Source organism: Klebsiella sp. CTHL.F3a (assembly GCF_019890895.1).
GTDB lineage: Bacteria > Pseudomonadota > Gammaproteobacteria > Enterobacterales > Enterobacteriaceae > Klebsiella > Klebsiella grimontii.
In genome coordinates this window covers 591,000-613,400 of sequence record NZ_CP082360.1, presented here as the reverse complement: position 1 = coordinate 613,400, position 22,401 = coordinate 591,000, and the positions used below count along the sequence as shown (strand labels likewise).

Genomic DNA, 22,401 nt, shown 5'->3' with positions numbered 1-22,401 from the left:
GTGTTCGTCAGCTATTGCTGGTCCGATTCTGCCAGGTCATCTTGCTCCTGGCCCAAGAGCGATAATTCCAACAATGCGTATCGGTGCTCAACGTAGTTATGAACGTTGTTTGCGACCGCCAGTTTGAACAGTGCCGTAGCGCTGTCCTTGTCCCCCAGACTTAGGTAGTACTTACCTAAATAGAAGTTGGTTTCACTGAGATGCTCAGCGAGCGAGGTGTTATCCGTTGCGTCTGCCTTCAGGCGGGTCATTAGCTCTTTTTCGCTAATGTCGCCAAGGTAGAACCCGACAATGTTCCATCCCCATTGTTCTTTATCCGACTTGTCTAAGCGCTGTCTCAGTGCTTCAAGCGCCTGCTTCTCATTGAGCTGACGCTCAGCGAGATAAAGCCACAGGCTTCGGAAAGGATCATTGGGATCGTCTTGATAAAACGCCAGCAGATCATCTTGCGCTAACTTAGCACGACCGCCGTAATACAGGGCGATGCCGCGATTTAAGTGCGCGTAGTTGTAAGTTGGATCAAGCTCAAGTACAGAATCAAACGCTTCATAGGCAGCATCAAAATTGCCTGCCTGCGTTAAATAAATGCCTAAGTAGTTGAATACTTCAGGCATATCCGGTCGGATTGCCAGCGCTTGTGAAAAATCATTTCGCGCTAATGCCCTCAGACCGAGACTATCATACAACACTCCGCGCTCATATAAAAGCTGTGCGCGTTCGTCATCGGTTAAAGCCCGACTGGCAAGAATTTGTTCCATGCGCGCCAGAATCACTTCTTGCTGCAAAGTCGGTTGCAATGGCACCGCGAGGACTGCGTCCTTACGCCAGGCAGAGTTGCTGCATCCTGCCAGCGTGAGAGCTGTCGCCACGAAACACCAGCGCAAAAAAGGCTTCATTTCCCACTCCCGAAGACAACGATTGGATGAACGTCCAGTTCCCCGGCTGCAAACAGGGCGTCCTGCCCGTAATGCGCCCTCCGCTATGCGGAGGGCAAACGGCAACCTTACTCGCCCTGCTGTTCGGCAGCCGGAGCTTCCGGCGCAGCCGCAGGCTGAGTTTGTTCAGTTGCTTCTTTGATGCTCAGACGGACACGGCCCTGACGGTCAACTTCCAGTACCTTAACCGGCACTTCCTGACCCATCTGCAGATAGTCGGTCACTTTCTCAACGCGCTTGTCGGCGATTTGAGAGATGTGGACCAGACCTTCTTTACCGCCGCCAATGGCAACAAACGCACCAAAGTCAACGATGCGGGTCACTTTACCGTTATAGATACGGCCAACTTCGATCTCAGCGGTGATCTCTTCGATACGACGAATCGCGTGCTGCGCTTTGTCGCCGTCGGTTGCCGCGATCTTCACGGTACCGTCGTCTTCGATTTCGATAGTGGTGCCGGTTTCTTCGGTCAGCGCACGAATAACGGAACCGCCCTTACCGATGACGTCTTTAATTTTGTCCGGGCTGATTTTGATCGTGTGGATACGCGGTGCGAATTCAGAGATATCGCCGCGCGGCGCGTTAATCGCCTGTTCCATCACGCCCAGGATGTGCAGACGCGCACCTTTAGCCTGGTTCAGAGCAACCTGCATGATCTCTTTGGTGATACCTTCAATTTTGATATCCATCTGCAGAGCAGAGATACCTTCGCGGGAACCCGCTACTTTGAAGTCCATATCGCCCAGGTGATCTTCATCGCCCAGAATGTCAGACAGTACGACGAAGTTGTCGCCTTCCTTCACCAGACCCATTGCGATACCCGCAACGGCGGCTTTCACCGGCACGCCTGCGTCCATCAGCGCCAGAGAAGCGCCACAGACGGAAGCCATGGAGGAGGATCCGTTAGATTCGGTGATTTCAGAAACCACGCGAACGGTATACGGGAACTCTTCGATAGTCGGCATAACGGCCAGGACGCCGCGTTTAGCCAGACGACCGTGACCGATTTCACGACGCTTCGGAGAACCAACCATTCCCGTTTCGCCTACGGAGTACGGAGGGAAGTTATAGTGGAACAGGAAGGAATCCGTGCGCTCGCCCATCAGCTCATCGATGTTCTGCGCATCACGTGCGGTACCCAGCGTCGCGGTAACCAGCGCCTGAGTTTCGCCACGGGTAAACAGTGCGGAACCGTGGGTACGCGGCAGAACGCCGGTACGAACGTCCAGACCACGAATCATATCTTTTTCACGACCATCGATACGCGGCTCACCGGCCAGTACGCGGCTACGAACCACGTTTTTCTCGATTGCGTGCAGGATTTCACCCAGTTCGTTAGCGTCCAGGGATTCATCTTCCGCAACCAGGGTTGCGATAGTTTCAGATTTGATCACGTCAACCTGAGCATAACGCTCTTGTTTGTCGGTGATACGGTAAGCATCGCTCAGGCGAGATTCAGCCAGCGCGGCAACGCACGCGTTCAGCGCCGCATCAACCACTTCCGGCTGCCAGTCCCAACGCGGTTTACCGGCTTCTTTCACCAGGTCGTTGATGTTCTGAATAACAACCTGCTGCTGGTCGTGACCAAACACAACCGCGCCCAGCATCTGGTCTTCGCTCAGCAGTTCAGCTTCGGATTCAACCATCAGTACTGCGGCTTCGGTGCCTGCAACAACCAGATCCAGTTTGCTGGACTTCAGCTCTTCCTGGGTCGGGTTCAGCACGTACTGGTCATTAATATAACCAACGCGAGCGGCGCCAATTGGGCCGTTGAACGGAATACCAGACAGGGACAGGGCTGCGGAAGCACCAATCATCGCGACGATATCCGGGTTAACCTGCGGGTTAACGGAAACCACGGTCGCAATAACCTGAACTTCGTTGACAAAACCTTCCGGGAACAGCGGGCGAACCGGACGGTCAATCAGACGCGCGATCAGGGTTTCGCCTTCGCTCGGACGGCCTTCACGACGGAAGAAACCACCCGGGATTTTACCTGCAGCGTAGGTACGCTCTTGATAGTTAACGGTCAGCGGGAAGAAATCCTGGCCTGGTTTCGCTTTTTTCTGGCCCACAACGGTAACGAATACCGCGGTGTCATCCATGCTAACCATAACGGCGGCAGTTGCCTGGCGCGCCATCATGCCGGTCTCCAGGGTTACGGTATGTTGGCCGTACTGGAATTTACGAACGATCGGATTAAGCAAAATTCTATCCTTATATCTATAGATGATGTCAAATCCACGATAAGACATCGTATGACCCGATCTTCTGCATCCTCGCGACTAATGACAACCTTTACCCGCCCCTGCGAGTCAAGCCTCTCATTAGCCGCGCGAACCTCTGCATGAAGATCATTAATAGCAACAATACATGAGTTTTTAATGAATTGCTGCCGCCCGGTCGAAAAAAGGGGCCGTGAGGCCCCTTCTTCTGAAACTCGCAGAATTAGCGACGCAGACCCAGACGCTCGATCAGCGCAGAGTAACGTGCAACATCTTTACGTTTCAGGTAGTCGAGCAGTTTACGACGCTGAGAAACCATGCGCAGCAGACCACGACGGCTGTGGTGATCTTTTTTGTGCTCTGCAAAGTGACCCTGCAGGTGGTTGATCTGTGCAGTCAGCAGTGCAACCTGAACTTCAGTAGAACCACTGTCGTTTTCGCCACGACCGAACTCAGAAACGATTTTTGCTTTAGCTTCAACGCTTAGAGACATTTTCGAACTCCAAAATTAAAAGAAAGAAAGGGTGCCGATCTCTAATTCAGCAACCCCTGATATAACGCCCGCAAATGTTAAATCACTTTGGCGAGCGTTAAGCGGCGATATTCTACTCGCAGCAGCCTTTTATCGCAAGGAAAGCGCTCAGGCAGGGTATTCAACCACCAGACGACGAGGCGCAACGCGGCCTTCATCATCAATTTCCCCCATACCAAGAAACTTCTCTTCCGCACCTTCCGTGACGCGAACCAGTCCCTGCAGCGGCGCGCCCGATGTACGAATCGGGTTACCGTATTTAAAGTAGACGGCTGAGGTTTCCGGAATATTAATCAACGGGTAATCCGAAGCCGGACTGTCCATCGGCATCAGCAGCGGGTCCAGCAGCTGGGCGGCGGGAATATCCTGCGCATTGGCCTGTTCGACCAGCGCCTGCAGCTGCTCCAGCGTCACCATTCGTTCGACAGGATATTTACTGACCGCCAGGCGACGGAGGAAAGTGACGTGCGCGCCGCATCCTAGTTTCTCGCCTAAATCATCAATAATCGTGCGAATGTAGGTGCCTTTCGAGCAGTGGATTTCCAGCTCAAGCTCGCTACCCTCATGACGAATAAATAGCAGTTCGTATACCGTAATCGGCCGGGATTCACGCGGTACTTCAATCCCCTGTCGGGCATATTCGTACAGCTTTTTCCCCTGGTATTTCAGCGCCGAATACATCGAGGGTATCTGCTGAGTTTCGCCGCGGAAGCCGTCAAGCGCGGCTGCCAGCTGCTCTGGGCTAAAAGTCAGCGGACGCTCTTCCACCACCTGGCCATCGGCATCAGAGGTATCGGTGCGCTGTCCGAGCTTTGCAATCACGCGGTAGCGCTTGTCAGAATCGAGCAGATACTGGGAAAACTTTGTCGCTTCCCCGAGGCAAATCGGCAGCATACCGGTCGCCAGCGGATCCAGCGCCCCCGTGTGCCCTGCCCGGTTGGCATTATAAAGCCGTTTGACTTTCTGCAACACGTCATTGCTGGATGCGCCTTGCGGTTTATCCAGCAACAGAACGCCGTGCACATCGCGGCCGCGACGACGAGGACGACTCATTAGTCCTCCTTGCTGTCGTCCGGGTTCACACGACGCTCATCGTCATGTTTCACCACGCTGGTCACCAGATTCGACATGCGCATCCCTTCGACTAACGAATTATCGTAGAAAAACGTCAGTTCCGGCACGATACGCAGGCGCATCGCTTTGCCCAGCAGCGAGCGAATAAAACCAGACGCTTCCTGCAAAGCCTTGATGCCCGCTTTCACGGCGGCTTCGTCTTTATCGTTCAGGAAGGTCACAAACACTTTGGCATAGGCCAGGTCGCGGGACATTTCAACGCCTGAAACCGTCGTCATCATGCCCAGACGCGGGTCTTTAATTTCGCGCTGCAGGATGATTGCGATCTCTTTTTGCATCTCCTGGGCCACGCGCTGCGGGCGACCAAATTCTTTCGCCATAATAAATTCTCCAGACAAATAAGGGGGCCACGCGGCCCCCTTTAATTTTGTATAACCGGGTGGCGCTGCGCTTCCCCGGCCTACTAAACGATTAATCGATGGTACGTTGAATCTCGATGATTTCGAACACTTCGATCATATCGCCGACGCGAACGTCGTTGTAGTTCTTAACGCCGATACCACATTCCATGCCGTTACGGACTTCGTTTACGTCATCTTTGAAGCGGCGCAGGGATTCCAGCTCGCCTTCATAGATAACCACGTTGTCGCGCAGAACGCGGATTGGGTTGTGACGCTTAATCGTACCTTCGGTGACCATACAGCCCGCGATGGCGCCGAATTTCGGCGATTTGAACACATCACGCACTTCAGCCAGACCGATGATCTGCTGTTTCAGTTCCGGAGACAGCATGCCGCTCATCGCAGCTTTCACTTCGTCGATCAGATGGTAAATGACGGAGTAGTAGCGCAGATCCAGGCTTTCCGCGTCGATAACTTTACGCGCAGATGCATCAGCACGAACGTTAAAGCCAACCAGAATCGCGTTGGATGCGGCCGCCAGGGTTGCGTCGGTTTCGGTAATACCACCTACGCCGGAACCGATGATCTTCACTTTCACTTCGTCGGTAGACAGTTTCAGCAAGGAGTCGGAGATCGCTTCCACAGAACCCTGAACGTCCGCCTTGAGGACGATGTTCACTTCGTGAACTTCGCCTTCGGTCATGTTGGCGAACATGTTCTCCAGCTTAGATTTCTGCTGACGAGCCAGTTTAACTTCACGGAATTTGCCCTGACGATACAGCGCAACTTCACGCGCTTTCTTCTCGTCACGCACGACGGTCACTTCGTCGCCAGCAGCCGGTACGCCAGACAGGCCGAGGATTTCCACCGGAATGGATGGACCCGCTTCCAGCACTTCCAGACCCAGTTCGTTACGCATCGCACGAACGCGACCGTATTCGAAACCGCACAGGACGATGTCGCCTTTATGCAGCGTACCTTCGCGTACCAGAACGGTTGCAACCGGACCACGACCTTTATCGAGGAAGGATTCGATCACCGCGCCGCTCGCCATACCGTTGCGAACCGCTTTCAGCTCCAGAACTTCAGCCTGCAGCAGGATAGCATTCAGCAGATCGTCAATACCGGTACCGGCTTTAGCGGATACAGGGATGAACTGCGCTTCGCCGCCCCACTCTTCAGGCATAACGCCGTACTGAGAGAGCTCGTTTTTAACGCGATCAAGGTCCGCTTCCGGCTTATCGATTTTGTTCACCGCAACGACCAGAGGTACCTGCGCCGCTTTCGCGTGCTGGATAGCTTCGATAGTCTGCGGCATCACGCCGTCGTCTGCCGCCACGACCAGAACCACGATATCCGTCGCCTGCGCACCACGAGCACGCATAGAAGTAAACGCGGCGTGACCCGGGGTATCCAGGAAGGTGATCATACCGTTGTCGGTTTCAACGTGGTACGCACCGATGTGCTGGGTAATGCCGCCCGCTTCGCCAGAGGCCACTTTCGTTGAACGAATGTAGTCCAGCAGAGAGGTTTTACCGTGGTCAACGTGACCCATGATGGTCACAACCGGTGCGCGCGGTTCAGCCGCAGCGCCGGTGTCACGGTCACTCATTACCGCTTCTTCCAGCTCGTTTTCACGACGCAGGATAACTTTGTGGCCCATCTCTTCGGCAACCAACTGCGCGGTTTCCTGGTCGATGACCTGGTTAATCGTCGCCATGGCGCCCAGCTTCATCATCGCTTTGATGACCTGAGAACCTTTGACGGCCATCTTGTTGGCCAGATCGCCAACGGTGATGGTTTCGCCGATGATAACATCACGGTTAACCGCCTGAGCCGGCTTCTGGAAGCCTTGCTGTAGAGCAGAACCTTTACGATGCTTACCGCCTTTACCGCCGCGAACGGCCGCACGGGCTTCTTCACGATCGGCTTTCGATTCAGCGTGTTTGTTGCCTTTCTTAGCCGGGCGCGCTGCTTTCGCATTACGTCCACGGCCACGACCGCCTTCAACTTCACGATCGTTGTCGTCTTCAGCCTGACGCGCATGCTGAGAAGTCGTTACGTGATAGTCAGTGGTCTCTTCAGGAGTTTCTGGCGCTTCAGTCCAGTTCTTTTCATTTTCTTGAGCCATACGGCGTGCTTCTTCCGCTACACGGCGCGCTTCTTCTTCAAGTTTGCGGCGTGCTTCTTCTTCCGATTTGCGCTTGAGCTCCGCAGCTTCGTTTTCGCGGCGTTGCTTTTCAGCCTGGGCGGTTTTGGTCATATCGTCGGTTTGTTGATTGCTCACTTTGTCTTTTTCCGCGGCTTCACGTTTCGCTTTATCGGCGAGTTCACGTTTCGCTTGTTCTGCGGCCTCACGTTCAGCTTTTAATTGCGCCTCGCGTTTGGCTGATTCTTCAGCTTCACGACGGGCTTGCTCTTCCGCTTCACGCTGCGCCTGCTCTTCCGCGGCAAGGCGTTCGGCCTCTTGCGGATCGCGTTTCACAAAGGTGCGTTTCTTGCGGACTTCGATTTGTACCGATTTGCTCTTTCCACCGGTACCCGGAATATTTAACGTGCTGCGCGTTTTGCGCTGCAGCGTCAGCTTGTCGGGCGCCGAGCCGTGTTCACGGTTCAGGTGCGTCAACAAGGTTTGCTTCTCTTGCGCGGTCACAGAATCATCAGCCGATTTGCGGATCCCTGCATCAGCAAACTGCTGTATCAGGCGATCCACAGAGGTCTGAATCTCTGAGGCCAGCGCTTTAATGGTCACATCTGTCATGCTGTTCCTTCCTGCTACAGTTTATTACGCTTCGTCGCCGAACCAACAAATATTACGAGCGGCCATGATAAGTTCTCCGGCTTTCTCGTCGGTCAAGCCTTCGATATCAGCCAGATCATCAATGCCCTGCTCGGCGAGATCTTCCAGCGTACAAACACCACGGGCGGCCAGGGTGAATGCCAGAGCGCGATCCATACCTTCGAGATTCAACAGATCGTCGGCAGGTTTGCTATCTCCCAGGCTCTCTTCTTTGGCCAGCGCCAGCGTGGTCAGCGCGTTTTTCGCCCGCTCACGAAGTGCTTCAACGGTCGCTTCATCCAGACCGTCGATTTCCAGCAGTTCCTTCATTGGCACATAGGCCAGTTCTTCCAGAGTGGCGAAACCTTCTTCAACCAGCAGCGTGGCGAAATCTTCATCAATATCAAGATATTTAGTGAAGGTATCAATCGCTGCATGGGCTTCGGCCTGATGCTTAGCCTGGAGGTCGTCAACGGTCATGACGTTGAGCTCCCAGCCGCTGAGCTGAGATGCCAGACGTACGTTCTGACCGTTACGGCCAATGGCCTGCGCCAGGTTGCCCGCTTCTACTGCGATATCCATGGTGTGCTTGTCTTCATCTACCACGATAGATGCGACGTCAGCCGGAGCCATGGCATTAATCACGAACTGAGCCGGGTTATCGTCCCAAAGCACAATATCAATACGCTCGCCGCCCAGTTCAGTCGAGACAGCCTGAACGCGCGCACCGCGCATACCGACGCAGGCGCCAACCGGATCGATACGCTTGTCGTTAGTTTTAACAGCGATTTTGGCACGAGAGCCAGGATCGCGTGCAGCCGCTTTAATTTCGAGAACTTCTTCACCAATTTCCGGTACTTCAATGCGGAACAGTTCAACCAGCATTTCCGGCTTGGAGCGAGTCACGAACAGCTGCGCGCCGCGCGCTTCCGGACGAACTGCGTACAGTACGCCGCGGATACGGTCACCCGGACGGAAGTTCTCACGAGGCAACATGTCTTCGCGCAGGATCACGGCTTCAGCATTGTTGCCCAGATCCAGCGTAATGTTGTCGCGGTTCACTTTCTTCACTACGCCCGTGATGATTTCACCTTCGTGCTCACGGAACTGATCGACCACCATCGCGCGTTCGGCTTCACGTACTTTTTGTACGATAACCTGCTTGGCGGTCTGCGTAGTGATACGGTCAAAGGTAACAGATTCAATCTGGTCTTCGACGTAATCGCCAGGATTCATGCTTTCATCTTCGTAGCGCGCAGCTTCCAGCGTGATTTCGCGCGTCGGCTGGGTCACTTCTTCCACAACCAGCCAGCGACGGAATGTGTCGAAATCACCGCTTTTACGATCGATTTCTACGCGAACGTCGATCTCTTGCTCATATTTTTTCTTGGTAGCCGTTGCTAGCGCACTTTCCAACGCTTCGAAAATTTTCTCACGCGGCAGCGCCTTTTCGTTGGAAACGGCTTCAACAACAGCCAAAATTTCTTTGTTCATCGGGGCCTTTCACCTCAATCCAGACTGTTAAAAGTGGGGAACCAGGTTCGCCTTCTGGATGTTACTCAGCGCGAACACTTCATCTTTGCCTTCGACGGTTACCGTGATCATCTCACCGTCTACCGCTTTGATAAGGCCCTGCCATTTGCGTCGGTTCTGCACCGCCATACGCAAAACCAGCGAAACTTCTTCGCCAATGAAACGCTCATAGTGCTCGGCGGTAAACATAGGACGATCGAGACCAGGGGAAGAAACTTCCAGGTTATAAGCGACTGTAATTGGGTCTTCTACGTCCATAACAGCACTGACCTGGTGGCTCACATCAGCACAATCATCAACATTGATGCCATCTTCACTATCAATATAGATGCGCAGTGTGGACGTGCGACCGCGAATAAATTCGATGCCGACCAGCTCAAAGCCAAGCGCTTCAACTGGCGCAGTGAGCATCTCTGTTAATTTTTGCTCTAATGTGGACAAACCCACCCCCAAGACATAAAAAAAGGGCATATAGCCCAGTTATTCTGAAGTCAGATAACAAAAAACCCCGATAAATCGGGGCTTTAGATAACTGAACCCTGAGATCGCAACTGCGATCTGGAACACTTTCCAGAAGAATTCTTTCAAATTCATCTACGAAGGACCCGGTCCTCACAGTATATTTGAAAAAGTACTTAATGGGAAAGTGGTTGCGGGGGCCGGATTTGAACCGACGACCTTCGGGTTATGAGCCCGACGAGCTACCAGGCTGCTCCACCCCGCGCCTGAAACGTGGCATATTTTACTCGTTTTGAGTAAAAGACGCAAATACTGCTGGGATTTGGTACCGAGAGACGGGACATAAAATCGTAGTGAATTGTATTGATACTTCATATATTTTGTCAACATGAATTTCACATTGCCAGGTTTCGGTTCATGCTGGTATTTCTGGGTTTTTTGGCAAAAAGCGGCTCAGCCTCTTCCTGTCGCCAGCAAAAAATGATTAAATGAAAACTCACAATTAATGCATAAACATGCAATAAAGATTGTTGAGTCAAACTCACCACAGTCTATCTAGCAGGGTTTTATTTTATGACGACGATTCTCAAGCATCTCCCGGTTGGCCAACGTATTGGTATTGCTTTTTCTGGTGGGCTGGATACCAGCGCCGCGCTGCTGTGGATGCGTAAAAAGGGAGCAGTCCCTTATGCATATACCGCCAATCTGGGACAGCCAGACGAAGACGATTACGAGGCCATTCCTCGTCGTGCCAAAGAGTATGGTGCTGAAGGGGCTCGTCTGATCGACTGCCGTAAGCAACTGGTTGCGGAAGGCATCGCCGCGATCCAGTGCGGCGCATTTCATAACACCACCGGCGGATTGACCTACTTTAATACCACTCCGCTGGGCCGCGCAGTGACCGGTACCATGCTGGTCGCGGCCATGAAGGAAGACGGTGTTAACATTTGGGGCGACGGGAGTACCTATAAAGGCAACGATATCGAACGTTTCTATCGTTACGGCCTGCTGACCAACGCTGAGCTGAAAATTTACAAACCTTGGCTGGATAGCGACTTTATCGATGAGTTAGGCGGCCGCCAGGAGATGTCAGAGTTTATGATCTCCTGCGGGTTTGACTATAAAATGTCCGTTGAAAAAGCCTACTCAACCGACTCCAATATGCTGGGCGCCACGCACGAAGCTAAAGATCTTGAGTTCCTGAACTCCAGCGTCAAGATTGTGAACCCGATTATGGGCGTCAAGTTCTGGGACGAAAGCGTCAAAATCCCGGCGGAAGAAGTCACCGTTCGCTTTGAACAAGGCCACCCGGTTGCGTTAAACGGACAAATCTTTAGCGATGACGTTGAGATGATGCTGGAAGCTAACCGCATCGGCGGCCGCCATGGTCTGGGTATGAGCGATCAGATCGAAAACCGTATCATCGAAGCGAAGAGCCGCGGCATTTATGAAGCCCCGGGCATGGCGCTGCTGCATATTGCCTATGAGCGTCTGCTGACCGGTATTCATAACGAAGATACCATTGAGCAGTACCATGCGCACGGTCGTCAACTGGGTCGTCTGCTGTATCAAGGGCGCTGGTTCGATTCCCAGGCGCTGATGCTTCGCGACGGCCTGCAGCGCTGGGTAGCAAGTCAAATCACTGGCGAAGTCACGTTAGAACTGCGTCGCGGCAACGATTACTCCATTCTGAATACTGTCTCTGATAATCTGACCTATAAAGCAGAGCGTCTGACGATGGAAAAAGGTGACTCGATGTTCTCCGCTGAGGACCGTATCGGCCAGCTGACGATGCGCAATCTGGATATCACCGATACTCGCGATAAGCTGTTTGGCTACGCGCAGTCCGGACTGCTGACCGCCTCTTCCGCCACCGGTTTACCGCAGGTGGAAAATCTGGAGAATCGCGATAAATAATCCGCAAAAACGTTCCAGCCGGCCTTAACCCGCCGGCTTTTTTACTCTCGCAATAAATCCTAAATAACATAACCAATTAATTGCTATAACTGATGATATAGAAACTTTCAATAATCACAGCCTATAATTGGTGAACGCCTTTATAGTTATTCCGAGAGGATCATGATGAATATTAAGCCTCCCGTCAGGCCACAAGCCCATATCGATCGTCTAATGGCCATGCTGGAACCGCATGCCACACCGCTGAATGTTGTCGCTCGCAAAAGGCTAAGCTGGGAATATAAAGGAAAAATCCAGCTCTATCTTTTCAAGAAAGGCGGGCTATCCATTTTTCGTTCATCGGATAGGTTACTGATGGTCACGGTGTATGAACCGCACTTGTTTGGCGTGGCTGAGATGCTACAACCGAGCCGTAGCCATGGTCTACGCGCGGAAATTGACTCAGAGATATTGCGGATTGACAGCGACATCGCGATGCAGTTATTCAGTCAGCACAGCATGTGGGAAGAAGTCACCAGACTGCTGGCCTATCATACTTCTTATTTAGTGTATCGTGACGATCTAGTCTTACAGCAGCGTACTTATTCCGTGATTCGCAATCACTTAATGGAAATGATCCTGTTATCAGAGGAAACCCGGCTGCGGGTATCTATTCTGGAATACATTCAGGACCGAACACACCTCTCCCGTAGCAGCATTCTCAATGTGCTATCAGCCTTGAAAAAAGGGGCCTATATCGAGTATGCCCGCGGCGGTTATTTACAAAGTATCGCCTCCCTGCCTGAGAAATTTTAACGCCTTCCCCCGTTCCTTTGTCGTCTCCCGCTATCGTTTAAATTTAAACGTATAAACGATAACGGCGAACGATAAATACTTTTATGCTGGGAGTCCGTGTCAATCGACAGCTGGATAAATTAATTATTCAATAGCGTCATTCATCGGTTGGCCTGAATGCGGATACCTGCACCGTATGTATAGCATCGGCGCTGGGTAACAGCGAAAAAGCTTAATCCAGAATCCCGTTAATTTTGCCCGAACAATCGTATCGGGCATTTTTTTACCCGAAGGAATATGAAAATGCGCATGTTTACAGCAAAGCCTATCCTGCTAATCGCTACTCTCTGTACCAGCAGTACCGCCTTCGCCTCCCTCAACCTCCACGGCGAAGCCGGTTCAGAGTTTACCAATCTGTCGGCAAGCTTTGGCGCGGAGCACCCCGGCATGGCCGTTAGCGGTAACTGGGCGCACAGCGATAATGATGGTGATACGGCTGGATTAGGGCTGGGTTACAATTTTAATCTCGGCCCGTTTCTGTTAACCGCTGGCGGAAAAGCGCTATACCTGAATCCGAAAGATGGGGATGAGGGCTACGCTATCGCGCTCGGAGGAGGCGCGCAGTTACCGCTTGGCGACTTCGTTACTCTGTTCGGCGAGTCTTATTATTCACCTGATTCCATGTCCAGCGGCGTAAATGATTACCTCGAAGCGAATGCCGGTGTCAGGATAAATATCATTAAGTCTATGAACATTGAAGCGGGTTATCGCTACATCAATATGACAGGCAAGCATGACCATCGCGATAATAAACTTGCGGATGGCGCCTATGCAGGTTTCAATTTCCGCTTCTAATCGTTTAACCAGGGGTTGCCAATCGGCAATCCCTGGTTCATGCAACCGAAGGGACAGACTTCAGCAATTTGTTAATCTCCTGCAAGCCCGCGATATTGTTCTCTTTACGGTAGACATCATTCATTGAAGATATTTGCTCCAGTTTGGTTAACGCACCGTAGACCTGGTACGCTTCACCGTCTTTATTAAAGATATCTCGATTATCCGCATCCTGTAAATAGTTGTCTTTAAGCGACTGGCTGAGCTTGCCGATTAGCATACTGTTATCCTGAAAACAGCTGACTACCTTTGCCGACGCCTGCGCGGGTTCCGAATTCGCGATCACCGGTACAAGGATAGTATTCAGGGTATCAACCGTTTCTGGAGATGAATGACGACTACATCCAGCCAGGCCTAATATGCTGGCAATGATAACTATTTGAAAAGTACGCATGGCGTCACTGTACCTCGTCTAAAAATTGATGAGGATGACTTTAGCGATTTAGCAGGGGTCAAAACCAGCGCAGTGTTGTTTATAAATAAACAACGGATAGGGAAATAAAAACGAAAAAAGACGCTTTCAGCGTCTTTTTTCAAAAATTGGTACCGAGGATGGGACTCGAACCCACAAGCCCGTTAGGGCACTACCACCTCAAGGTAGCGTGTCTACCAATTCCACCACCTCGGTACGGATACTACTTATCAGTGCGGGATGTCGCTGCTCGGCTGCGCCGGCGCTGTCTGCTGAGTTTGCTCAGTTTTCGGAGCGCTCAGATTATCCCACTCACTTCCTTTATTGGTCTTGTTGCTGTTGATATTGCCCAGCGCCAGACTGATGATGAAGAACAGCGCAGCCAGGATACCAGTCATACGGGTCATGAAGTTACCAGAACCGCTGGATCCAAACAGAGTGCCGGAAGCGCCTGCTCCGAAGGAGGCTCCCATATCAGCGCCTTTACCTTGCTGCAGCATAATCAGACCCACAAGGCCAATTGCCACAATAAGGAAAACAACTAAAAGAGCTTCGTACATAATCAACCTGTTCCTTGCGGATTTGCCGCATACCAAGTGCTTCGACCAATAAAGCGGGACGTTTTAACGTTTCCCACTGAAGCGGGTGTGAATACTAACCAAAGCGAATGACCTTCGCAAGGGCAATTTCAGTGCATTGTATCAAGTGCGGAAAAAAACAGCAAAAAGCGATTTCTATCGACTAAAAAGGCGGCAGCCGTCGCCTTTTTAGTCACTTAACAAAGAGATTAAACGCTTTTGACGGCATCGGCGATACGATGGGCAAATTCGTGCACCTGCTCTTCATGCTCGCCTTCCACCATAACGCGAATCAGCGGCTCTGTGCCTGATTTACGCAGCAGTACGCGACCCCGATTTCCCAGCGCCGCTTCTACTTCCGCGGTTACTGCTTTTACATGCTCATGTTCCAGCGGGTTGCCGCTACCTTCAGTAAAGCGAACATTAACCAGAAGCTGCGGGAACATTTTCATTCCGCTGCACAGGTCGTGCAGACTCATATGGTTACGCACCATCGCCGCCACCACCTGCAGGCTGGCGACTATCCCATCCCCCGTCGTGGTTTTATCCAATAAGATCACATGGCCGGAGTTTTCTGCGCCAATGCGCCAACCTTTCTCCTGCAGTTTCTCCAGCACATAGCGGTCGCCTACCTTCGCGCGAACGAATGGAATGCCCAGCTGTTTAAGCGCCAGTTCAAGTCCCATGTTGCTCATGAGCGTCCCAACAGCGCCGCCCCGCAGCCCCCCCTGACGCAGGCCCTCACGGGCAATGATATAGAGGATCTGGTCACCATCAACTTTGTTGCCTTCGTGGTCCACCATAATGACCCGATCGCCATCACCATCGTAAGAAATACCCAGGTCGGCTTTTTCCGCCAGTACACGCGCCTGCAGGGCACGAACATCCGTCGCCCCGACCTCTTCATTGATGTTGAGGCCATCAGGCTCACAGCCCATCGCAATAACCTGAGCGCCCAGCTCGCGGAAAACATTCGGCGCAATGTGATAAGTCGCCCCGTGAGCGCAGTCGACCACCACCTTCAAAGCATTGAGGCTAAGCTCGTTCGGAAAGGTGCCTTTGCAAAACTCGATATAGCGACCAGCGGCGTCGACGATACGACTGGCTTTACCCAGCTCGGCGGAATCGACGCAGGTCAGCTCTTTTTCCATTTCGGCTTCAATGGCTTCCTCTACCTCATCCGGCAGCTTGGTGCCTTCGATAGAGAAGAATTTGATGCCGTTGTCATAGAACGGATTATGTGAAGCGGAAATGACAATCCCGGCTTCCGCGCGGAAGGCGCGCGTCAGATAAGCAATTGCCGGCGTTGGCATCGGCCCGGTAAAAGAAGCGGATAATCCCGCAGCAGCCAGGCCAGCCTCCAGCGCGGACTCCAGCATATAGCCTGAGATACGGGTATCTTTACCAATAATAATCTTCCGTGAGCCGTGACGTGCCAGCACCTTACCAGCTGCCCAGCCCAGCTTTAATACAAATTCTGGCGTTATTGGCGCATCGCCTACGCGGCCACGAATACCATCTGTACCAAAATATTTGCGGTTACTCATAACGTTTATTTTCCTTAGCGGCCAGGGTAGCTTCCACCACGCGCAGCGCTTCTACCGTTTCTTTGACATCATGGACGCGAATAATCTGCGCGCCCTGCATTGCAGCAATGACAGCGCAGGCCAGGCTGCCACTCAGGCGCTCCGTCGGCCCGACATTGAGCAACTGACCTACCATCGACTTACGCGACATACCTACCAGCAGCGGAAGACCAAAATGATGGAACTCTCCCAGTCGGGCAAGCAGTTCATAATTATGAGAAAGATTTTTACCGAAACCGAATCCCGGGTCGAGCAACAATTTATCTTTTGCGATACCGGCACGTTCGCAGCGCACAATATGTTCGACAAAAAAGCGCTCAACGTCAGCAAACACGTCCGCGTACTTCGGCGCGTCCTGCATTGTCTTCGGCTGGCCCTGCATATGCATCAGACACACCGGCAAGCCCGTTTCAGCCGCAGCCTCCAGCGCTCCCGGTTCGGTCAGCGAACGGATATCATTGATGATATGCGCGCCAACACGCGCCGACTCGCGAATCACTTCCGGTTTTGAGGTATCAACAGAGATCCAGACTTCAAAGCGCTGGGCAATCGCCTCCACCGTCGGAATGACTCGCGCCAGCTCTTCCTCGACGCTGACATCCGCAGCCCCCGGACGCGTCGACTCCCCACCGATATCAATGATAGTCGCCCCGGCATTGATCATCAGATTGGCGTGTTTAACGGCTTCGACCAGCGTGTTGTGAGTCCCGCCGTCAGAGAAAGAATCCGGAGTAACGTTAAGAATACCCATCACATGTGGGTGAGAGAGATCGAGGGTTGAGCCCTGGGCTACAAGTTTCATCGCTAAATCCCTGAGTCAGAGAAAGGTTGAAAAAGAAAAACCCCGGAGCATATGCTCAGGGGTTTTAAAAAGTACAACAGCGTCAATAACGGCTAACTTATTTGTCGCCCAGCTGTTCTGACATGGTATTGCCCGGGTTTGGCGTACGCGGTTCATCGACCGGACGCGGCGCACGCGGCGTGCCATTGTTGTCAGAATTGTTGGACGAGCCCGGTTCTTCCCAGCCAGCTGGCGGGCGAACATCGCGGCGAGCCATCAGGTCATCTATCTGCGGGGCGTCGATGGTTTCATATTTCATGAGCGCATCTTTCATCGCGTGCAGGATGTCCATGTTATCGTTCAGCAACTGGCGTGCACGATTGTAGTTACGCTCAATCAGTGACTTCACTTCCTGGTCGATAATGCGCGCCGTTTCATCGGACATATGCTTCGCTTTCGCGACGCTGCGGCCAAGGAAAACTTCACCTTCTTCTTCGGCATACAGCAGCGGGCCGAGTTTGTCAGAGAAGCCCCACTGAGTCACCATGTTACGCGCCAGGTTGGTCGCGACTTTGATGTCGTTCGACGCACCGGTAGAAACATGCTCTACGCCGTAGATAATCTCTTCCGCCAGACGACCGCCGTAAAGGGTAGAAATCTGGCTTTCCAGCTTCTGACGGCTGGCGCTGATCGCGTCGCCTTCAGGCAGGAAGAAGGTAACGCCCAGCGCGCGACCGCGCGGAATAATCGTCACTTTGTGTACCGGATCGTGTTCCGGCACCAGGCGACCAATAATTGCGTGACCGGCTTCGTGATACGCGGTGGACTCTTTCTGCGCTTCCGTCATCACCATGGAGCGACGTTCCGCACCCATCATGATTTTGTCTTTCGCTTTCTCGAATTCAACCATCGATACAACGCGCTTGTTGCCACGAGCGGCAAACAGCGCAGCTTCGTTCACCAGGTTTGCCAGGTCAGCACCGGAGAAGCCAGGCGTACCGCGGGCGATAATTGCCGCGTCGATATCCGGCGCCAGCGGTACGCGACGCATATGTACTTTCAGAATCTGTTCACGACCGCGGACATCCGGCAGACCGACCACAACCTGACGGTCAAAGCGGCCTGGACGCAGCAGCGCAGGGTCAAGAACGTCCGGACGGTTGGTTGCCGCGATAACGATAATACCTTCGTTACCTTCGAAGCCGTCCATCTCTACCAGCATCTGGTTCAGCGTCTGCTCACGTTCATCGTGACCACCACCCAGGCCAGCGCCACGCTGACGGCCCACGGCGTCGATTTCATCGATAAAGATGATGCACGGTGCCGCTTTCTTGGCCTGTTCGAACATGTCGCGCACGCGGGATGCACCGACACCAACGAACATTTCAACGAAGTCAGAGCCGGAAATCGTGAAGAATGGAACCTTGGCTTCACCCGCGATGGCTTTTGCCAGCAAGGTTTTACCGGTACCCGGAGGGCCGACCATCAGGACGCCTTTCGGGATTTTACCGCCCAGCTTCTGGAAACGGCTCGGTTCACGCAGATATTCAACCAGTTCACCCACTTCTTCTTTCGCTTCGTCACAACCGGCGACATCGGCAAAAGTGGTTTTGATCTGGTCTTCCGTCAGCATACGCGCCTTACTCTTACCGAACGACATGGCGCCTTTGCCACCGCCGCCCTGCATCTGGCGCATAAAGAAGATCCAGACGCCGATAAGAAGCAGCATCGGGAACCAGGAGATGAAGATAGAAGCCAGCAGGCTCGGTTCTTCTGGCGGCTCACCTACCACCTTGACGTTTTTAGTCAGAAGGTTATCAAGCAGCTTAGGATCGTTCACCGGGATGTAGGTCGTGTAACGGTTACTATCTTTCTTGGTAACGTTTATCTCACGTCCGTTGATACGCGCTTCGCGAACCTGGTCCTGATTGACCTCCTGCAGGAAGGTAGAATAATCCACCTTGCGGCCATTCGACTCGCTGGGCCCAAAGCTCTGGAATACTGACATCAGCACAACGGCAATGACCAGCCAGAGTATTAGGTTTTTCGCCATGTCACTCAAGGGATTAACCTCATATTACAACTGTGTTAAAAACAGCGTCAGGATACTCTATATCCAGCGTCTTTCAAACTTTCGTTTGAAATCTGCCGGTTATGGTTTACGCCCGGTCGCTACAATATACACTTCACGCGAACGGGCGCGAGAAGAGTCCGGCTTACGAACTTTGACCTTCGTAAACAGGGAGCGAATCTCTCTTAGATACTCATCGAAACCTTCGCCCTGGAACACCTTCACTACAAAACTACCACCTGGCGCTAATACATCACGAGCCATTCCAAGCGCCAGTTCCACCAGATACATGGCCCGGGGAATATCCACCGCCGGTGTTCCACACATATTTGGCGCCATATCGGACATGACAACTTGTACTTTACTGTCACCTACACGCTCAAGTAACGCTTTCAGGACTAATTCATCACGAAAGTCGCCCTGAAGGAAGTCCACACCAACGATTGGATCCATAGGTAAAAGATCGCAAGCAATGATGCGGCCGCTGTTACCGATCTGCGTAACCGCGTATTGCGACCAGCCACCGGGTGCAGCGCCGAGGTCAACTATCGTCATCCCCGGTTTAAAAATCTTGTCACTTTGCTGTATTTCATCAAGTTTAAACCAGGCACGGGAACGTAACCCCTTTTTCTGTGCCTGCTGAACATATTTATCGCTAAAGTGTTCCTGAAGCCAACGACTTGAGCTGGCAGAACGCTTTTTACCTGTCATTTAACATTCCCATTTCGGGTTCATCGTACTTCGCGACGTAAAAATCGACGCGGTAGTTTGGCGATATATGGGAGATGGCGGTAGAATGAACCGTTTTCAATCCCAACGTAAGCAAAAAAATACGATGAATCTGAGTACTAAACAAAAACAGCACCTGAAAGGTCTGGCACATCCGCTCAAGCCGGTAGTTATGCTTGGCAACAATGGTTTGACCGAAGGGGTACTGGCCGAGATTGAACAAGCGTTAGAGCACCATGAACTTATCAAGGTGAAGATCGCCTCGGAAGATCGCGAAACTAAAACCTTGATCGTGGAAGCTATCGTGCGCGAAACCGGCGCCTGTAATGTACAGGTCATCGGTAAAACGCTGGTTCTGTACCGCCCAACTAAAGAGCGTAAAATCTCGCTGCCACGCTAAGAATATCCTGGTTATCGACACAACTTTGTGTAAATCGAGGGTTTTCTGCGGGTATACGAGCAAAATGCCATGCTCCGGACGCTGATAAAAGGCCGCTACGCGGCCTTTTTCCTTTCTTTACAATCCATCAACATCGTAGCGTTAAATTCGGATTAAAGGTACTCAACCTTCAGAATTTCGAATTCGACTTCACCGCCCGGTGTACGGATTACCACAACATCATCCTGCTCTTTACCGATTAAACCACGTGCAATCGGTGAGTTAACAGAGATTAGATTTTGCTTAAAATCGGCCTCATCATCGCCGACGATACGGTAAGTTTGCTCTTCATCCGTATCGAGATTCAGAACGCTGACCGTCGAACCAAAAATCACCCGGCCATTGTTAGGCATTTTAGTGATGTCGATAACCTGCGCGTTCGACAGCTTTGCTTCAATATCCTTAATGCGGCCTTCACAGAAGCCCTGCTGTTCGCGGGCAGCATGATACTCTGCATTTTCTTTCAGATCGCCGTGCTCGCGCGCATCAGCGATGGCAGCGATGATTTCAGGGCGGCGTACGGACTTCAGGAAATCCAGTTCTTCGCGCAGTTTTTCAGCGCCACGTAAGGTCATCGGAATAGCTTGCATTTGTTATACCTCTTTTTCATTCCTTCATGGAGCAGACAATACCGCTCCGCAGCCGGTCAAGACTTGAGCAGGGCCGGAGCAAAAGAAAACCGACCCGGAAAGTCATCCCCAGGTCAGCAGCAATTTTCAATTTGATACGTATTTTACCCTGAAGTTCACTATGGGTCATCGTTTACTTTACAGGGCGATGCACCGTAGTATGACGGACTGGTTTCAGGCTGTTAGCGCGAGATTATGCGATTTTCCAGATTTATCATCGGATTGACTGCCGGTATAGCGCTTAGCGCTCAGGCAGCGAATATTGACGAGTACATCAACCAGCTTCCTGCGGGCGCAAACCTTGCCTTTATGGCGCAGAAGGTGGGATCCCCAACGCCGGAGATAGACTATCATAGCCAGCAGATGGCGCTCCCGGCCAGCACCCAAAAGGTGATAACCGCGCTTGCTGCGCTGCTGCAGCTGGGTCCGGACTTCCGCTTCACCACCACGCTGGAAACGAAAGGCAGTCTTGATGGCGGTGTCCTGAAAGGAGACCTTATTGCGCGCTTTGGCGGCGATCCTACCCTTCGGCGTCAGGATATTCGTAATATGGTGGCCACGCTGAAGAAAGCCGGCGTCCAACGAATTGAAGGTAATGTCCTGATCGATACCTCCATCTTCGCCAGCCATGACAAAGCGCCGGGCTGGCCATGGAACGATATGACGCAGTGCTTTAGCGCCCCGCCGGCGGCGGCTATTGTCGATCGAAACTGTTTCTCCATCTCGCTCTATAGCGCGCAAAAACCGGGCGATCTGGCATTTATTCGCGTGGCGTCTTACTACCCGGTGACCATGTTCAGCCAGGTACGAACGCTGGCGCGCGGCTCTTCTGAAGCACAGTATTGTGAGCTTGACGTGGTTCCCGGCGATCTGAACCGATACACCCTGACCGGCTGTCTGCCGCAGCGCAGCGAGCCGCTGCCGCTGGCTTTCGCTATCCAGGATGGCGCCAGCTACGCCGGCGCAATTCTGAAAGCGGAGCTGACCGATGCTGACATCACCTGGAGCGGTACGCTGCTGCGTCAGACGCTGGCGAACGATCCGGGTACCGTCCTGGCGAGCACCCAATCTGCGCCGCTGCACGATCTGCTGCGTATTATGCTGAAAAAATCGGACAACATGATCGCCGATACGGTATTCCGCACCATTGGACATGCCCGCTTCAGCGTACCGGGTACCTGGCGAGCCGGATCCGATGCCGTACGGCAGATCCTGCGCCAGCAGGCCGGCGTCGATCTCGGGAATACCATTATTGCCGATGGCTCAGGTCTGTCGCGCCATAACCTCATCGCGCCAGCCACGATGATGCAGGTGCTGCAGTACATCGCCCAGCACGATAACGAGCTCAACTTTATTTCGATGCTGCCTCTGGCCGGCCACGATGGTTCTCTGCAATATCGAGCGGGTCTGCATCAGGCCGGCGTTGATGGCAAAGTTTCGGCGAAAACGGGTTCACTGCAAGGGGTGTATAACCTGGCCGGTTTCATCACCACCGCCAGCGGGCAGAAGATTGCGTTCGTGCAATACCTGTCTGGCTACGCCGTGCCTCCGGCCGACCAGCGTAATCGCCGCATTCCGCTAGTGCGCTTCGAAAGCCGATTATACAAAGACCTCTATCAGAACAACTAAAGCAAAAGGGCCGCATCATTGGCG

At 52.7% G+C, this 22,401-nt stretch carries 20 protein-coding genes and 2 tRNA genes; 5 read left to right on the top strand and 17 right to left on the bottom strand.

What is annotated here, in order from left to right:
- Positions 1-11 precede the first annotated feature (11 nt).
- The 9 genes from nlpI to K7H21_RS02880 form a co-directional block, all read right to left on the bottom strand.
- Entirely contained in the window at positions 12-896 is an 885-nt protein-coding gene (nlpI, locus tag K7H21_RS02920; protein WP_004125647.1) for a lipoprotein NlpI, read from the bottom strand.
- 107 nt (positions 897-1,003) lie between these two features.
- A complete protein-coding gene (pnp, locus tag K7H21_RS02915) occupies positions 1,004-3,142 on the bottom strand; it encodes a polyribonucleotide nucleotidyltransferase (RefSeq protein WP_223035555.1) in 2,139 nt (712 codons plus the stop codon).
- Between the two features lie 241 nt (positions 3,143-3,383).
- Positions 3,384-3,653, bottom strand: coding sequence for a 30S ribosomal protein S15 (gene rpsO, locus K7H21_RS02910; protein ID WP_002918244.1), 270 nt, complete (start codon positions 3,651-3,653; stop codon positions 3,384-3,386).
- 147 nt (positions 3,654-3,800) lie between these two features.
- Positions 3,801-4,745, bottom strand: a complete 945-nt coding sequence (gene truB / locus K7H21_RS02905) for a tRNA pseudouridine(55) synthase TruB (RefSeq protein WP_223035554.1) — start codon at positions 4,743-4,745, stop codon at positions 3,801-3,803.
- A complete protein-coding gene (gene rbfA, locus K7H21_RS02900) occupies positions 4,745-5,146 on the bottom strand; it encodes a 30S ribosome-binding factor RbfA (protein ID WP_004106092.1) in 402 nt (133 codons plus the stop codon). Before rbfA ends, truB begins: the two co-directional genes overlap by 1 nt.
- Before the next feature lie 91 nt (positions 5,147-5,237).
- Positions 5,238-7,928, bottom strand: coding sequence for a translation initiation factor IF-2 (infB, locus tag K7H21_RS02895; protein WP_004125655.1), 2,691 nt, complete (start codon positions 7,926-7,928; stop codon positions 5,238-5,240).
- 24 nt (positions 7,929-7,952) lie between these two features.
- Positions 7,953-9,440 carry a transcription termination factor NusA gene (nusA, locus tag K7H21_RS02890; RefSeq protein WP_004125657.1) on the bottom strand — a complete coding sequence of 496 codons (1,488 nt, stop codon included), beginning with the start codon at positions 9,438-9,440 and terminating at the stop codon, positions 7,953-7,955.
- 27 nt (positions 9,441-9,467) lie between these two features.
- Positions 9,468-9,920 (bottom strand): ribosome maturation factor RimP, encoded by a 453-nt coding sequence (rimP, locus tag K7H21_RS02885; RefSeq protein WP_004125659.1) that lies wholly within the window; start codon positions 9,918-9,920, stop codon positions 9,468-9,470.
- Between the two features lie 206 nt (positions 9,921-10,126).
- Positions 10,127-10,203, bottom strand: a tRNA-Met gene (locus tag K7H21_RS02880).
- A gap of 308 nt (positions 10,204-10,511) precedes the next feature.
- On the opposite strand from K7H21_RS02880, the gene argG reads away from it, so the two are divergent.
- The 3 genes from argG to K7H21_RS02865 all read left to right on the top strand — a co-directional run bounded on the left by argG (position 10,512) and on the right by K7H21_RS02865 (position 13,484).
- A complete protein-coding gene (argG, locus tag K7H21_RS02875) occupies positions 10,512-11,855 on the top strand; it encodes an argininosuccinate synthase (RefSeq protein WP_004125661.1) in 1,344 nt (447 codons plus the stop codon).
- Between the two features lie 165 nt (positions 11,856-12,020).
- Positions 12,021-12,650, top strand: a complete 630-nt coding sequence (locus K7H21_RS02870) for a winged helix-turn-helix transcriptional regulator (RefSeq protein WP_004125663.1) — start codon at positions 12,021-12,023, stop codon at positions 12,648-12,650.
- A gap of 282 nt (positions 12,651-12,932) precedes the next feature.
- A complete protein-coding gene (locus K7H21_RS02865; RefSeq protein WP_004125665.1) occupies positions 12,933-13,484 on the top strand; it encodes a YfaZ family outer membrane protein in 552 nt (183 codons plus the stop codon).
- A gap of 37 nt (positions 13,485-13,521) precedes the next feature.
- On the opposite strand, the gene K7H21_RS02860 is transcribed toward K7H21_RS02865, so the two are convergent.
- The 7 genes from K7H21_RS02860 to rlmE form a co-directional block, all read right to left on the bottom strand.
- Positions 13,522-13,917, bottom strand: a complete 396-nt coding sequence (locus K7H21_RS02860; RefSeq protein ID WP_223035553.1) for a hypothetical protein — start codon at positions 13,915-13,917, stop codon at positions 13,522-13,524.
- Between the two features lie 147 nt (positions 13,918-14,064).
- Positions 14,065-14,151: transfer RNA gene (locus K7H21_RS02855), tRNA-Leu, on the bottom strand.
- Positions 14,152-14,165: 14 nt separating this feature from the next.
- A complete protein-coding gene (secG, locus tag K7H21_RS02850; RefSeq protein WP_004125669.1) occupies positions 14,166-14,495 on the bottom strand; it encodes a preprotein translocase subunit SecG in 330 nt (109 codons plus the stop codon).
- A gap of 227 nt (positions 14,496-14,722) precedes the next feature.
- A complete protein-coding gene (gene glmM / locus K7H21_RS02845; protein WP_004125671.1) occupies positions 14,723-16,060 on the bottom strand; it encodes a phosphoglucosamine mutase in 1,338 nt (445 codons plus the stop codon).
- On the bottom strand, positions 16,053-16,901 hold the full coding sequence (gene folP, locus K7H21_RS02840; protein ID WP_004125673.1) for a dihydropteroate synthase: 849 nt from the start codon (positions 16,899-16,901) through the stop codon (positions 16,053-16,055). Before folP ends, glmM begins: the two co-directional genes overlap by 8 nt.
- Before the next feature lie 97 nt (positions 16,902-16,998).
- Positions 16,999-18,933, bottom strand: a complete 1,935-nt coding sequence (ftsH, locus tag K7H21_RS02835; protein WP_004854549.1) for an ATP-dependent zinc metalloprotease FtsH — start codon at positions 18,931-18,933, stop codon at positions 16,999-17,001.
- 99 nt (positions 18,934-19,032) lie between these two features.
- On the bottom strand, positions 19,033-19,662 hold the full coding sequence (gene rlmE / locus K7H21_RS02830; RefSeq protein WP_004106110.1) for a 23S rRNA (uridine(2552)-2'-O)-methyltransferase RlmE: 630 nt from the start codon (positions 19,660-19,662) through the stop codon (positions 19,033-19,035).
- 124 nt (positions 19,663-19,786) lie between these two features.
- Here rlmE and yhbY point away from each other — a divergent pair, with 124 nt between their 5' ends.
- Positions 19,787-20,080: a ribosome assembly RNA-binding protein YhbY gene (gene yhbY / locus K7H21_RS02825; protein ID WP_004139797.1), complete on the top strand. Its 294-nt coding sequence runs from the start codon at positions 19,787-19,789 to the stop codon at positions 20,078-20,080.
- A gap of 152 nt (positions 20,081-20,232) precedes the next feature.
- Here the strand turns inward: yhbY and greA are convergent, their stop codons facing one another.
- Positions 20,233-20,709 carry a transcription elongation factor GreA gene (greA, locus tag K7H21_RS02820; protein ID WP_004125674.1) on the bottom strand — a complete coding sequence of 159 codons (477 nt, stop codon included), beginning with the start codon at positions 20,707-20,709 and terminating at the stop codon, positions 20,233-20,235.
- A 234-nt stretch (positions 20,710-20,943) separates the two neighbouring features.
- Between greA and dacB the strand changes: the two genes are divergently transcribed.
- Positions 20,944-22,377, top strand: coding sequence for a serine-type D-Ala-D-Ala carboxypeptidase (gene dacB, locus K7H21_RS02815; protein WP_049114420.1), 1,434 nt, complete (start codon positions 20,944-20,946; stop codon positions 22,375-22,377).
- Positions 22,378-22,401 lie beyond the last annotated feature (24 nt).